Source organism: Prosthecobacter sp. (genome assembly GCF_020439865.1).
In the GTDB taxonomy this organism is placed as follows: Bacteria; Verrucomicrobiota; Verrucomicrobiia; order Verrucomicrobiales; family Verrucomicrobiaceae; genus Prosthecobacter.
The window spans coordinates 1-13,677 of sequence record NZ_JAGRPF010000137.1; the positions used below are offsets into that span (position 1 = coordinate 1).

Annotated in this window: 12 protein-coding genes and 1 tRNA gene; 10 read left to right on the forward strand and 3 right to left on the reverse strand. The window is 60.0% G+C overall.

What is annotated here, in order from left to right:
• On the forward strand, positions 1–1,608 hold a 1,608-nt coding region (locus KDL09_RS16225; protein WP_294387306.1), incomplete at its 5' end, for a hypothetical protein.
• A 15-nt stretch (positions 1,609–1,623) separates the two neighbouring features.
• Here the strand turns inward: KDL09_RS16225 and KDL09_RS16230 are convergent.
• From KDL09_RS16230 to KDL09_RS16240, 3 genes are all read right to left on the reverse strand, one after another.
• Positions 1,624–1,698, reverse strand: a tRNA-Val gene (locus KDL09_RS16230).
• Between the two features lie 44 nt (positions 1,699–1,742).
• Positions 1,743–2,798, reverse strand: a complete 1,056-nt coding sequence (locus KDL09_RS16235; protein ID WP_294387307.1) for a TIM barrel protein — start codon at positions 2,796–2,798, stop codon at positions 1,743–1,745.
• Between the two features lie 56 nt (positions 2,799–2,854).
• Complete coding sequence (locus KDL09_RS16240; protein ID WP_294387309.1) at positions 2,855–3,220, reverse strand: hypothetical protein; 366 nt, start codon at positions 3,218–3,220, stop codon at positions 2,855–2,857.
• On the opposite strand from KDL09_RS16240, the gene KDL09_RS16245 reads away from it, so the two are divergent.
• From KDL09_RS16245 to KDL09_RS16285, 9 genes are all read left to right on the forward strand, one after another.
• Positions 3,219–3,557, forward strand: a complete 339-nt coding sequence (locus KDL09_RS16245; RefSeq protein ID WP_294387311.1) for a hypothetical protein — start codon at positions 3,219–3,221, stop codon at positions 3,555–3,557. The two genes, KDL09_RS16240 and KDL09_RS16245, sit on opposite strands and share 2 nt — an antisense overlap.
• A 528-nt stretch (positions 3,558–4,085) precedes the next feature.
• Complete coding sequence (gene rsmH, locus KDL09_RS16250) at positions 4,086–5,117, forward strand: 16S rRNA (cytosine(1402)-N(4))-methyltransferase RsmH (protein ID WP_294387314.1); 1,032 nt, start codon at positions 4,086–4,088, stop codon at positions 5,115–5,117.
• Positions 5,114–5,500, forward strand: coding sequence for a hypothetical protein (locus KDL09_RS16255; RefSeq protein WP_294387316.1), 387 nt, complete (start codon positions 5,114–5,116; stop codon positions 5,498–5,500). Before rsmH ends, KDL09_RS16255 begins: the two co-directional genes overlap by 4 nt.
• A gap of 56 nt (positions 5,501–5,556) precedes the next feature.
• Positions 5,557–7,359, forward strand: a complete 1,803-nt coding sequence (locus KDL09_RS16260; protein WP_294387318.1) for a penicillin-binding protein 2 — start codon at positions 5,557–5,559, stop codon at positions 7,357–7,359.
• Positions 7,356–8,921: a UDP-N-acetylmuramoyl-L-alanyl-D-glutamate--2,6-diaminopimelate ligase gene (locus KDL09_RS16265; protein WP_294387321.1), complete on the forward strand. Its 1,566-nt coding sequence runs from the start codon at positions 7,356–7,358 to the stop codon at positions 8,919–8,921. The genes KDL09_RS16260 and KDL09_RS16265 overlap by 4 nt, the downstream gene beginning before the upstream one ends.
• Positions 8,918–10,294 carry a UDP-N-acetylmuramoyl-tripeptide--D-alanyl-D-alanine ligase gene (murF, locus tag KDL09_RS16270; protein WP_294387324.1) on the forward strand — a complete coding sequence of 459 codons (1,377 nt, stop codon included), beginning with the start codon at positions 8,918–8,920 and terminating at the stop codon, positions 10,292–10,294. Before KDL09_RS16265 ends, murF begins: the two co-directional genes overlap by 4 nt.
• Before the next feature lie 47 nt (positions 10,295–10,341).
• A complete protein-coding gene (mraY, locus tag KDL09_RS16275; protein ID WP_345781095.1) occupies positions 10,342–11,436 on the forward strand; it encodes a phospho-N-acetylmuramoyl-pentapeptide-transferase in 1,095 nt (364 codons plus the stop codon).
• A 3-nt stretch (positions 11,437–11,439) separates the two neighbouring features.
• Positions 11,440–12,756, forward strand: coding sequence for a UDP-N-acetylmuramoyl-L-alanine--D-glutamate ligase (gene murD, locus KDL09_RS16280; RefSeq protein WP_294387329.1), 1,317 nt, complete (start codon positions 11,440–11,442; stop codon positions 12,754–12,756).
• A gap of 43 nt (positions 12,757–12,799) precedes the next feature.
• Positions 12,800–13,677: LysM peptidoglycan-binding domain-containing protein (locus KDL09_RS16285; RefSeq protein ID WP_294387331.1), on the forward strand; the 878-nt coding region annotated here is incomplete at its 3' end.

The following is a 13,677-nucleotide window of genomic DNA, read 5'->3' on the forward strand; positions in this document are numbered from 1 at the left end:
GATGATCATCCGATTTTGAAATACTACCGCTGGTTCTGGACGGTGGGCGATGGCTGGAACGCATTGCACACGGCCCTGAGCAAGGGGGTGAAAGGCAACGGACGACGCGACTTCTGGACCTTCTTCGATCCTGCGGTGCGACAGCCGAGCATCAGCGGTGCGGGCGGTGGCGTGGACGTGATCTCGCACTGGACCTACACTTATCCCGATCCGCAGAAGATCGGCATGTGCGCGGATCAGCTTTTCGCGATGAGCGCCGCGACCGGCAAAAACCAGCGCGTGATGAAGATGACGCAGCTCATCTGGTATCGCTCGCAGACCGCGCCGATCGGCAGCAAGGCACCGGGTGAAGTTGTGGCATGGGAGGATCACGATCCTGAGGCGGCCTACATTACGATCGCGCCAATGCACTTGAAGGAGGCGCTGTGGACGAAGATCGCACGGCCGATCCAGGGCATCATGTATCACGGCTGGCAGTCGCTGGTGCAGACGGACAGTCCGAGTGGTTATCGCTTCACGAATCCCAACACTGCGCCCGTTTTGATGCAGCTCATTCACGATGTGATCGAGCCGCTGGGGCCGACGCTGATGGCGATTCCCGATGAGAGGAGTGAAGTCGCGTTTCTGGAGAGCTTCACCTCGCAGATGTTCGCACGACGCGGCGGTTACGGCTCGAACAACGGCTGGGAGGCAGATTTGTGGCTCGCGCTGCAACATGCGCATGTGCAGACGGACATCCTGTTTGAGGAAACGCTGCTGACGAGAAGTGGCTTGAGCGGACGCAAGGTGCTCGTGATGCCGTACTGCGATGTGCTGACGAAGTCCGTCGTTGATCGCATCGCCGACTGGCAGAAGAAGGGCGGCAAGATCGTGGCGGATGAGTTTCTCTGCCCCGGTTTGAAGGCGGACTTCACGATCCAGAGCTTCAAACGCGAGAAGAAAGCCGCGGAGGACAAAGACAAAGTGCTCGCACTTGCGAAGACGCTCTCCGGTTTCGCGCTGCCGCAGAAAGCCACGTGCGACAATCCGGAGATCATCGTGCGCACGCGGAAGTTTGGCGATGCGACCTATGTCTTCGTCGTGAACGACAAGCGCGAATACGGCAGCTATGTGGGCCAGCACGGCCTCGTGATGGAAAACGGGCTGCCATCGAAGGGAATCGTGAGTTTGAAGGCGGAATCGGCCAACGTGTATGAACTCACCGGCACGCAGTTCATCGTGCCGAAACGCACCGATGACGGCAGCATGAGCTGGCCCGTCGAACTCGGCCCATGCGACGGCAAGATCTTCATGATCACGCCGAAACCGCTGCTGGGCATCCAGCTGGAGGCGCCGGAATCTGCCAGCTTTGGCAACGTGGCAAAAGTCAACGTCAGCATCAGTTCGACTCAGAACACACCGACGAAGGCTGTCATTCCCGTGCGCGTCGATGTCCGCGATGCGAGCGGCAAACTCACCGAAGGCAGCGGCTTCTACGCCGCTGAAAACGGCATCGTCGAACTCAGTCTCAACCTCGCTCCGAATGAAGACCCAGGAACGTGGGAAATCCGCGTGAAGGAACTCGCCAGCGGGATGGAAGCCGTTAAGTGGATGCGAGTGGGGAAGTGACCGCACCTCATGAAATGGTGCGCGGAGAGGGATTCGAACCCCCGACCAACTCGGTGTAAACGAGCCGCTCTACCACTGAGCTATCCACGCGTTCGTGACGAGACGCGATGTATCGCGGAAATGCCGATGTGCAATCACGCATTCGCGCGCAGCCAGTCAAAGCTGCGTTCGGCCTGGCCTTTCTGGTAGGCAATCTCGGCGTCTTTTTTGCCGGGGCCGTCGGGGGCTTTGAAGCTGTCGATTTTGTGACCGCGTTTGGCCATGTCGAGCCAGGCCTTGAACATGTCGCTGTCGCGGTGGTTGGGGAAGATCTTCCAGAACTCCTCCTTCTGATAGTCGAACGGACGGGCAAAGCCGGAGATGGTTTCGACTTGAAGCGGGACACCGGGGGCGAGTTCGGCGAATCGTTTGGCGTAGGCTTTGTAATCGACAAGGCCCTCGCCGATGGCGGTCCATTGGACCATGACGGCGCCGCTTTCGTCCTCCCAGAGCATGCTGTCGCGCACGCTGCTGCACACAGTGAGTGGGCCGAGGACCTCGAGATGTTTCAACGGTTCTTCGAGCGCCCAAACGGCGTTGCCGGGATCGATGTTGGCACCGACGTAGCCTTTGCCGGCGGCTTCGATGAGGCGTTTCAGTTCATGCGATTGCATGTCGCCGGCGTGGTTCTCGATGGCGATCTTGATGCCTTCACCTTCGGCCTTCGACTGGCAGGCCTTGATGGTTTTGACGACTGCCTCGATGTGTTTCTGAATGCCGCCATCAGACGAGCGATCCTTTTGATTGCCGAGATAGCAGCGTGCGACAGGCGAGCCGAGCGTTTTGGCGATGCGGATGGTGAGGCTGAGATGCTCCTCGGGAGTGCCGTAGATGTCTTTCCAAGTATTGGAGGACTGGCAGATGCTGCCGGTGCCGACGTAGAGTTTCAATCCCAGCCGATCAGCCTGCTCCTTGAGGCTTTTCAGGTATGCCTCCTCGAAGTTTTCAAAGATGTGCAACTCGGAGATGAACATCGTGTCCAGCTTCAGCGACGCGGCATAGTCGATGAACTGCGCGGCCTTCCATCCGGTGGCGCGGACGGCGAAGTGATCGAGGCCGATGGCGAGTTTGCCTCCCTGAATGGAAGCCTGGGAAAACGTGGAGGCAGCAGTGGCGGCGAGGGATTGAGCGAGGAAGGCACGGCGATTCATGGCGCGCATGCTAGCGGAGCCGGTTCGCCTGTCGATCACGAATCGATACAGGAGCCTCAGCGAATGATCAGCTTCACTCCAGCCTGCCCTTGGCGGTCGTCGGCGGACGAGACCAAGATCTGGGCGATGTGATGACCGCTGCGCCAGGGGGCTCCGTTGATCGGCTTGACCTGAAGCAGGTAGGCTCCGGTGCCGACGTTACGAAAGGAGGTGATGTTGTTGCTGAAGGGGGCTTGCTGGCCGGGAACTTCAAAGTACTCCATCAGAGTGAAGTGATCTTTGGTCAGATCCGTGACCGGCCAACCAGCGCAACTGACGAGTACCATGATGTTCGCCGGATGGGAATTACCGTTGGCTGCGGCACCGGCCGAGGCCTGAGCGGCAATAGTCAACGCGGTGGCACCACCAGCTCCGGTCTTCATGACGACCTTGGCAGGAGCAGATGGTGGAGCGACGGGCTTCGGTGCCGGCGCTTCAAAGACGGGTTTGAGCACGGGAGCCGGCTCAGATTTCCTGGCCGGTGCCGCAGGCGCGGGTTTGGATGGAGCTTTCGAAGGCTTCTTGGCCGGGACGGCTGCCTTTTTTGCTGGTGTCGCTTTTTTTACCGGCAAGGACTTCTTTTTCACCACGGCGGGCTTCTTTTTGGCGGGGACTGGCTTTTTCGATGCAGCCGGCTTTTTAGCAGGCGCCTTCTTCGGAGCAGGTTTTTTGGCCATGGTGGTTGGTGGGTCGGAATTGTTTCAATTTCTGCGAGGCTAGCAATACTTCCTGTCCTCTGTCGAGATTCCTCTTGATATAGAGACGCATTTTGTACCCGGCACAGCTGGTGTAGACGGTCGCGTTCCTCGGATGAAAATGGTTGTTTGGATGCGCGATGGGGTCGAGATTCCACACACTGATTTGAGGCAAAACTGCCAGAGAGGAGCAACCTTGTTATGGGTATCTCTAGAACGTTGAGTTGTTCGAATGAACTCCATTCGAGTAATTCTATGAGAAGGTGAAAATTCTGAAAATAGACGATTGCCAAGAACGCAGTCTCTAGATTATAAGGATTAGTTAGAATTTTAGGTTCACGGTCTTTCTGTCACATTTTCACATGCCCGGCAGTTCCGCTCTCCCGTTTCTTTCATGAACGCGCTTCCTGCAATTGGCCCCTCCTTGCTGCGCTCCTCTCATCGGTCTCGCCGAGGGGAGGAGTTGCTTGTGCAGAGGTTGTTTGCTGGGATTTCCAGACTGATTGGATTTGCTCAAGTGGGAGGCTGGCCTTGGTTTGGCACCACGGACGCCATGGACGACCTGATGCCTTGGGGGCGTGGCACGTTGGTGACGCGTCCGGGGGCTGGGGGAGGGGGGGAACCGCCTGAGCCTGATCCAACGGGATCGTCTACCCGAAATCTGCCGTTTTATCACGCTCCTGTGCTGCTCGCCGAGGTGGTCAGCCTGCTGCAGCCTGCTCCCGGGAAGCTCATTTTCGACGGTACGCTCGGTGGTGGCGGGCATTCTGAAGCACTTCTTCAGCATGGCGCGCGCGTCGTTGCGATGGACCAGGACTTGAACGCGCTGAAGCATGCGACGGAGCGTTTGAAACCTTTTGCGGCCCAGTTTTGCGCGCTGCGCGGCAACTTCCGCAACTTTCCGCAGATTGTCGAAGAAACCGGCGTGTCTGGCTTTGACGGCATGCTGGTCGACATAGGTGTGTCGAGCCATCAGCTTGATGATGCGGCTCGCGGCTTTTCGTTCATGAAGGACGGTCCGCTGGATCTGCGCATGGACACCGAGTCACCACGCAGTGCGGCCGACATTGTGAACACAGAGAGCGAGGCGGAACTCGTGCGCATCTTTTTCGAGTACGGCGAGGAGTCGAACGCCCGGCGTATCGCACGGGCGATTGTCAAAGCACGCAATGCGCGCCTCATCCAGACGACGCTCCAGCTCGCAGACATCGTGTCTGCCGCTTCACCCAAGCGCGGGAAGCGTCATCCGGCCACGCTCGTGTTTCAGGCGTTGCGCATCGCTGTGAACGACGAACTGGCCGCGTTGCACGATTTCCTTGCTGCGGCTCCGCGCTGGTTGAAGCCCGGCGGCAGGCTCGCGGTGATCTCCTTCCACTCGCTGGAGGACCGCATTGTCAAACAGACGCTGCAGCACTTGTCCGCGCCTTTCATCGACCGTCCGGAATGGCCTGAAGCACGCAAGAATCCCGACTGTCTGCTCAAGTTGGTCACGCGCAAGCCAGTGCAGGCCACACCGCAGGAGATCGAACTCAACCCGCGTGCGCGCAGCGCCGTGCTGCGCGTCGCCGAACGACTTCCCTCATGAAACCACGTCAACGCAATCGCTACCGCAACCGCCTCGGCCTGTCCGCGATCACGGGCATCCTTATCGTGGTCGCCTCGCTCGCGCTTGTCGGCCTGGGCATCGTGGTGAGCAAGAACCGTGTTCGCGCCATTGGCGAGGAACAGCGTAAGGTCGAATCCGAGATGCGGCTGCTGAACGCCGAAATCCTGGCGTTGAACAACCGCATCGAAACGATGCTCACGCGGGACCGCGTGCAACCTCGTCTGACCAGCGCAGGCACCCTGCTGCGGCCGATCACCAAGCAGAGCCTTGTTCTGCTCAAACCGATTCCTGCGCAGCCTGAGAAAGCCGCTGTGACGCCCCCTGATCCTTCCATTGCTCTAACGACGTCCCGGAATCCGTGAGTCAGCCACTTCCCAATCAAATTCAAATCCGCCGTGAGCGCCCGGTATGCCGCCGCATGCTCCTGCTGTTGTTTGTTCTGCTGGCGGGGTTTTCGCTCGTGACGTGGCGGCTTGCTGTCATTCAGATCAAAGAGTCTCCGCGTCTGGCTGCACTCGCCGCGCTGAAATATCAGCGTCACATCGTCCTGCCCGCACACCGCGGAGCCATCAAGGACCTCAGCGGTGAATACCTCGCCCATGACGAGGATGTGAGCGAGCTTTACACGGATCGCACGCACCTGCGTGAGCTGATCACGGTGCGTCACCACCTCGCGGCGGTTCGCGGCGTGAAGGCCATCGAGCTGCGTGAGCAACTGGGCGATGCGGAAACGCTTTCGGCCTACCAAGATCATGTCGCAAAAGTGCTTTCGGGCATCCTGCCCGCGACGGAGGAGGAAATCCGCAGCCAGCTCGCTTCAAACAAGCCGGAGGTCGTTCTCGCGAAGGAGGTGGACGAGGATACTGCGAAACAGTGGAACATCCTCTTCAAGGCGGAGCATATCTTCGGCATTCACATGCGTCCCACCGTCGCCCGGCGCTTTCCTGCGCAGGACAGGCTTTCTCTCGTGCTGGGTGACACCGACACGCGCAACAAGGGCCGTTGGGGAGTCGAGAAGCTCATGGATGAAAAGCTCACGGGTATTCCGGGTGAGCAGTTCATCGAACGTGACAAGTCGGGCCACGAACTTCCCGCGTATCGCGGCCAGGTGGTCGAACCTCGGCACGGCAGCGACGTCTATCTCACCATCGACATGCAGCTTCAGGACAATGTCGAGGCCATCTGTGAACGCGCTTGGAAGGCCAACAAAGCCCGTCGTGTTGTGATCGTGGTAACCGAACCCGCCACTGGAACCGTGCTTGCCATGGCGGCCCGTCCCCATCGTGATCTTGGCAATCCGGATGTCAGCACCTGGACGAATCACGCCATCGCCGAGCCCTATGAGCCCGGTTCGATCTTCAAGGTCGTCACGCTCGCCGCCGCACTCGACAACCGCAAGGTCACACCCGGAGAGAAGATCGACTGCGGCAACATGTATTACGAAGACCCGGTGCGGAAGGTGAAGCTCAGTGACGACGAACCTCTCGGCATGCAGACCGTGAAAGGTGTGCTCGTGCATTCCAGCAACATCGGCATGTACAAAATCAGCAAGCGGGTCGGACAGGACATGATGCTCGATTACGTCGCGCGTTTTGGTTTTGGTACTCCCACCGGCATCGGGCTCGTTGGTGAAAAGGGCGGCTACGTCAACACCGGCAAATGGAGCAACACCACCTACTCTCGCATGCCAATTGGTTACGAAGTTTCAGTCACTCCACTGCAGGTGTGCATGGCCTACGGAGCGATTGCCAACGGTGGCGTGCTCATGAAGCCGCGTCTGATCGATCGTGTCGTCAAACCCAACGGCGAAATGGAAGTCACTCCTCCCCAGCCTGTCTGGCAGGTCTGCACCGCCAAGACAGCCGCTTCGTTGCGCGATTTCCTTGAAGGTGTGGTGCTCGAAGGCACTGGCAGCCGCGCTGCGCTGCCCGACGTCCGCGTCGGTGGCAAGACCGGAACCACGCGTCGCTACGATCCTGACAAAAAGCGCTACATCGACGGAGCCTACCTCACCTCGTTCGTCGGCATTGCTCCGGTCGAGAATCCGCAGCTTGTCTGTCTGGTCATGCTCGACGATCCGCAGGCCGAGAGTTCCCGGATGATTCGTGGTGGTCGTGTTGCAGCCCCCATCTTCGCCGAGGTCGTGCGCGAGACGCTCGATCATCTTGCCATCCGCCATGAGCGTCCCATCAAGGTTGCCGCGAAAGGAGACGCACCATGAAACTGCGTGACCTTGTTCCCCATCTCGACAAACCCGCCGTTTCCGGCAGCCTTGACACCGAGGTGACCGGGCTGGCCTATGATTCGCGCAAAGCCGGTCCTGGCATCGCCTTCGTGGCCATTCGTGGCACGCATGCCGACGGGCATGCCTTCATTGGAAAAGCCGTCGAACTGGGTGCTGCTGCGATCATTGCCGAGCAGGCCCCTCCCGACGATGCCACGATTCCGTGGGTTCATGTGAAGCATTCGCGTCTTGCTCTTGCGCAGGCGGCGGCGGCTCTGAACGGCCATCCGGCCAAATCGCTCACCATTGCAGGCGTCACCGGCACGAACGGGAAGACCACCACGGCCTTCCTCATGCATCATCTCTTCAACGCTGCGCAGAAGCGCTGCGGCCTGCTGGGCACCGTGTTTTACGATCTTGGTGGAAAGGAGCACGTGCCTGCCACGCACACGACGCCCGAATCGCTCGAGATTCAGGGGTTGCTCGCGGCGATGCGGGACAATGGTTGCCGCGCCTGCACGATGGAGGTTTCCTCGCATGCGCTGGATCAGGATCGCATCCACGGACTGCCGTTTGCCGCCGCGGTGTTCACCAACCTCACGCAGGATCATCTCGACTATCACGGCACGATGCAGAAGTACTTCGAGGCGAAGACGCGTCTGTTTCAAATCACCGCCGACAATCCGCGTGGTGCGTTGATCATCAACGGCGACGATTCCTGGGGGCGGAAGCTCATCCAGCAGTTCGAACACACCGGTCGTGTCATTCGCTTTGGATTCGGGGTCGGTCTCGAATTCCGCGCCATCAACGTGCGCTATGATCTCACCGGCACCACGTTCGAACTTGAGGCGAAAGGCCGCAGTTTCCTCGTGCGCCTGCCGCTCATCGGGGATTTCAATGTTTACAACGCGCTCGGCGCTCTTGCCGCTGCCCAGGGCGTCGGATTGAATCTGCGCGAGGCCGTGAAAAGCCTGCAGAACGCACCTCAGGTGCCGGGGCGCATGGAACGTGTTTCCGACAACTCGCGCTTCCAAGTCTTCGTCGACTACGCGCACACACCTGACGGTCTCGTCAACGCGTTGAAAACTGTCCGGGCGTTGCGTCCGCGTCGTATCATCACGGTCTTCGGATGCGGTGGCGATCGGGACCGTTCCAAGCGTCCCAAAATGGCGGCGGCAGCAGAGGCCGGCAGTGACATCTGCGTGCTCACCTCCGACAACCCGCGCACCGAGGATCCCCAGCAGATTCTCAACGACGCCAAAGCCGGTTTTGTCCGCCCGAAGAATCATGCCGTCATCGCCGATCGGCGCGAGGCCATCCGCGTTGCACTCGAGGGGGCCTGGCAGGGTGACATCGTGCTCATCGCGGGCAAGGGCCACGAAGACTACCAGGACATTCAAGGCAAAAAGCATCCGTTCGACGACCGCCGGGTCGCGCGGCAGCTGCTGCATGAACTCAAGGCCGACCGTGCCGCCGAACGTGAAGAAAAGGCCGCTGAACGCGAGGCCATGCGCGGCGGATTTGACCGCCCGGACCGCCCAGAACGATTTGATCGATGATCCCGATTTCTCTCCAAGCTCTGGCCCAATTCGCCGCAGGCACGCTGCGTGGCAATGGCTCGCGTCTGGTCACGAACGTGAACACCGATTCGCGCAAAATCACCGCGGGGGAAGTCTTCGTGGCCTTGGTGGGTGAAAAGTTTGACGCGCACGACTTCATTCCTCAGGTCGCCGCATCAGGCGCCGCTGCGGTGGTTGTCAGCAAGGTCAATCCGGCATGGGGGGCACTGCCGTGCGCCACGATCGAAGTTGGTGACACTCTGCTCGCGTTGCAGAACATGGCGCGTGGGTATCGCCAGCATCATGCGCCGCAGATTATTGGTCTGACCGGCAGCAACGGCAAGACCTCCACCAAGGACCTCACCGCCATCGTCATGGCACGCAAATGTCAGACACGCGCGACGGTTGGCAATTTGAACAATCACATCGGTCTGCCGCTCACCCTGTTGTCGTTGCGAGAGGGAGATCAGTGCTGCATCGCGGAGATGGGCATGAATCATGCCGGTGAAATCAAGGTCCTCACGGACATCGCGAAACCGGACGCCGGCATCATCACCAACGTCGGCATGGCCCACATCGAATACATGGGCACGCAGGATGCGATCGCCTGGGAAAAAGGCACGCTGGCGGCGAACGTCCGTGCCGGGGGCGTCGTGGTGCTCAATGCTAATGACAAGTACAGCGAGGTCATCGCCCGTCACTGCCAGGCAAGTGTTTCGATGGCCGGAGTCGGCTGCGGAGACGTGGTCGCCTCCGATCTGCGCGCCGATGCGACGGGAACGACCTTCACACTCGACTTCGGCGGAGAGAAAGTCGAAACGCGTCTCCCCATTCTTGGTGAACACATGGTTGGCAATGCGGCGCTAGCCGCCTGCATGGGATGGAGGCAGGGCATCGCGCCTGCGGACATCGCGGACGCGCTGAACCAGGCCAAACTCACCGGCGGTCGTGTTGAGCCGAAAGTTGTCGATGGCATTCAGTTCATCGACGATTCCTACAATGCGAATCCGGACAGCATGCTCGCCGGTTTGCGCACGCTCAGCAGGCTTGGAGGCGAGCACAGCCGCCGTGTCGCCGTGCTGGGCCGGATGGGAGAGCTGGGACCGCTGGCGCAGGCCGAGCATCGTCGGGTGGGTGAGTTTGCCGGATCGTTGAACCTCGACGCCGTGTTCACCGTCGGTGGCGATGAAGCTGCGCTCATCAGCGAGTCTGCCGGGCGTGCCAACAAAGCTCTGCAATCCCGCCATTTCCCCGATCATGCCGCATGTGCCGCACGGCTGCGTGAGTGGTTGCGCGAAGGAGACGTGGTGCTGCTCAAAGGCAGCCGCTCCGCGCGCATGGAACAGGTTCTCACGCATTTTTCCGCATCATGATGTACTGGCTCTACGAACTCAGGGAATGGCTGATCGCTCACCACTGGATGAGCGATGACGCCGCCGTGTACAAGATTCTCAACCTCTTCAAGTACCACACGTTCCGTGCCGGTGGAGCCGCCCTTACGGCGTTCGGCCTCTCGCTGATGTATGGCGAGCGTCTGATTCGCAAGTTGATCTCCCTGAAGATCGGTCAGCCGATTCGCACCGCTGAAGAAGTGCACAAGCTTTACGAACTGCATGGCAAAAAAGCCGGCACGCCGACGATGGGCGGGATTCTGATTCTGGGGGCCATCGTGCTCTCCACGCTCATGTGGGCGAAGTGGGACAACATCATGGTGTGGATCGTTTTGTTCACGACCATCGGTCTCGGTGCGCTGGGTTTTCGCGATGACTATCTCAAGATCAGCAAGAAAAACTCCAAAGGAGTGAGCGCCCGCACAAAACTGGTGTGGCAGACGTCGGTGGCGGTGCTGGCAGGTCTGATGTTTGCCTACGCGGTTCCGGGTGACAACGGCGTCACGCTGCGCGCTTTGTACATCCCGTTTGTGAAGGATGCCGTCATCGCGGACATGCACCTCTTCGCAGTGGCGATGTTTGCGGTGATCATCGTGGGCGCGTCGAATGCGGTGAACCTCACCGACGGTTTGGACGGTCTGGCCACCGGCTGCTCCATCACCACGGCGCTGGCTTATGCTGCGTTCGGCTACATCTGCGGCAACGCACGCTATTCGGACTATCTCGGCGTCGCGCACAACAGCCTGGCGAACGAATTGCCCATCATCGCCATGGCGCTGGCAGGTGCATGCCTCGGCTTTCTTTGGTTCAATGCGCATCCTGCCAAAATGTTCATGGGCGACACAGGTTCGCTCGCACTCGGCGGCTGCATTGCCGCTCTCGCGATCGGCTGCAAGCAGGAGATCGTCCTCGCGCTCGTCGGTGGTGTGTTTGTGATGGAGGCCATGAGCGTTATTCTTCAGGTCTGGAGCTTCAAGAAGCGCGGCAAGCGCATCTTCCGCATGGCTCCGATTCATCATCACTTCGAACTCGGAGGCTGGCACGAGAATCAGGTTATCGTGCGCTTCTGGGTCCTGTCGCTTCTCTTTGCCATGCTCGGCCTTGCCACGCTCAAAGTTCGTTGATTCATGCGCTTCGCCTCCCAACACATCGCCATTCTCGGCGCCGGCCGCAGCGGCCTCGGCGCCGCGCTGCTGGCGCGCCAGCATGGCGCGGCGGTGACGGTGTTTGACGAGGGTGATGCGGTGAAAACGGACAAGCTGGATGCCGAAGGCTTCAAGTCGGTCACGGGTCAGGCGGCGCGCGATTTGATCGTCAAACCGGGCGAGTTTCAGCAGGTTGTCATCAGTCCGGGCCTCGACGAGCACTGGCCTCTGCCGAAGAAGTTCACCGATGCCGGAACTGCGCTTGTGGGCGAAACCGAGTTTGCCTTTCAACTGACCGACATGCCCATGGCGGCGATCACCGGCACGAATGGCAAGAGCACCTGCACGGAGCTAGTCGCCGCGCTGTTCAATGGCTGTGGCATGAAATCATTGCCTTGCGGCAACCATGGCGTGTCCTTGAGCGAGGTTGTCGCCAGCGGCGTGCGCTACGATGTGCTCGCACTCGAGATCAGCAGCTTTCAGCTCGAAACGATCCGCGACTTCCGCGCACGGGCCAGCCTGTGGCTGAATTTTGCGCCGGATCATCTGGACCGCTATCCGAACATGGAGGCCTACTTCGCCGCGAAGGCGCGCATCTTTGAAAACGTCAACTCGGACGATGTCGCCATCGTGCGTGCGGGTGAAAATGTGTCATCAGGCAGGGCGCAGCGCTGGACTTTCTCCGCCTACGGCGCGGAGGCGGGCTACACCTATGATGCCGGAGCCTTTTACTGCATTGGTCAGGAGATCGGCAGGGCGGACGGATTGAAACTGCGTGGCCGCCACAACATGGAAAACGTGCTTGCGGCGCTCATGACAGGTCGCGTGTTCGGGCTGCAGTTCTCCAGCATGCTGAAAGCCATGGAGAGCTACGAGCCACCAAGGCACCGCTGCGAACTGGTGCGCACTTTGCGTGATCGTGAGTACATCAATGACTCGAAGGCGACGAATCTGCACGCGCTTGAAGCCTGTCTGCGCTCGCAGGAACGTCCGATCGTGCTCATCGCCGGCGGCAAGGACAAGGAACTTGATTACACGCCGTTGCGCGCCGGTTTGAACGGCCAGGTGCGCGCGATGGTGCTGATCGGCGAGATTGCGCCGCAGCTTGAGAAAACATTTGGCGATCTGCTGCCCTGCCAGTGCGCCGCTGACATGGAAGATGCCGTGCGTCTGGCTACCGAAGCCTCGCAGGCGGGGGATGCGATCATCCTCAGCCCCGGCACCTCCTCCTTCGACATGTACACCGGCTACGCCCAGCGGGGCGATGTGTTCCGCGCGGCCGTGAACGGACTGAATTGAATTTAAACAACCCGAATCTCGACAACCCAAGACCCCAGGTCCTATGAAGAAGAAAACCAAGACCAAAGAACCCCGGCTGCTCCTCAACCTTATGGATGGTGAGCGGCATCGTCATCGCGTGGCTCTGGTGACAGAAGAGGGTGAGTGGAACCAGCACGAGCCGAATTCAGGCATGGCGCGCATGTTTGTCGTCATGCTTCTGATTCATGTCGCTCTCATTGGCGGCATCATCATCTATGACTTCATGGGCGATGAGGAGGCTCCCCAGCAGACGGTGACCCAGGCGACACGCGCGACAGCGATGCCTTCTGGACTGCCGGTGACTTCGCCCGAAATCGTCAGCGCGCAGGCGCGTGCGGCGGCGGATACCGAGCAGTATGACAACTACGAGATGCGTTCGGGGGATTCGATCAAGTCGATCGCGGCCAAGTTTGGCTCCACGGAAGCGGAGATCACCAAGCTCAACATGATCGACAAAGGACTGCAAATCGGTCCCGGAACCATGCTGCGCGTGCCAAAACAGGCGGTGCCAAGCGCGATTCCGGTCGATCCCAAAACGCTGAAGCCGATCGGTGCAGCGGGAGACGCACCCAAGGCTGTCGCCGTTGTTGATCAGCCGCCCCAGACGAAGGTGCCGAGCGAGGCCGTGAAGGTCTCCGACGCTCCTGCGAGCCTGTCCGCCGCAGCGCTGACACCGATGTCCCTGGTGGCGCCTGACGAAGCGCCGCCATCAGCGCCGTCACTTGCGGCCGCAGCCGACATGCCGGCCACCGCGACTGCTCCGCCTGAAAACGCCGCAGCTTTGCCGCCACCCTCCAATCCACGTGTGGTGTCCCTGCTGCAGGAGAAGGCGCCGGCGGCGGCAACCGAGAAACCCGTCGTTTCCAAATCTCGGGAAGAACCCAAGCCCATCGTCAAAGC

Coding starts and splice junctions, on each gene's coding strand:
- mraY (WP_345781095.1), top strand. CDS start 10,342: ATGAGCGATGACGCCGCCGTGTACAAGATTCTCAACCTCTTCAAGTAC.
- KDL09_RS16240 (WP_294387309.1), bottom strand. CDS start 3,220: ATGAAGACCGGAGCTGGTGGTGCCACCGCGTTGACTATTGCCGCTCAG.
- KDL09_RS16245 (WP_294387311.1), top strand. CDS start 3,219: ATGACGACCTTGGCAGGAGCAGATGGTGGAGCGACGGGCTTCGGTGCC.
- KDL09_RS16260 (WP_294387318.1), top strand. CDS start 5,557: ATGCTCCTGCTGTTGTTTGTTCTGCTGGCGGGGTTTTCGCTCGTGACG.
- murF (WP_294387324.1), top strand. CDS start 8,918: ATGATCCCGATTTCTCTCCAAGCTCTGGCCCAATTCGCCGCAGGCACG.
- KDL09_RS16255 (WP_294387316.1), top strand. CDS start 5,114: ATGAAACCACGTCAACGCAATCGCTACCGCAACCGCCTCGGCCTGTCC.
- rsmH (WP_294387314.1), top strand. CDS start 4,086: ATGGACGACCTGATGCCTTGGGGGCGTGGCACGTTGGTGACGCGTCCG.
- murD (WP_294387329.1), top strand. CDS start 11,440: ATGCGCTTCGCCTCCCAACACATCGCCATTCTCGGCGCCGGCCGCAGC.
- KDL09_RS16235 (WP_294387307.1), bottom strand. CDS start 2,798: ATGAATCGCCGTGCCTTCCTCGCTCAATCCCTCGCCGCCACTGCTGCC.
- KDL09_RS16265 (WP_294387321.1), top strand. CDS start 7,356: ATGAAACTGCGTGACCTTGTTCCCCATCTCGACAAACCCGCCGTTTCC.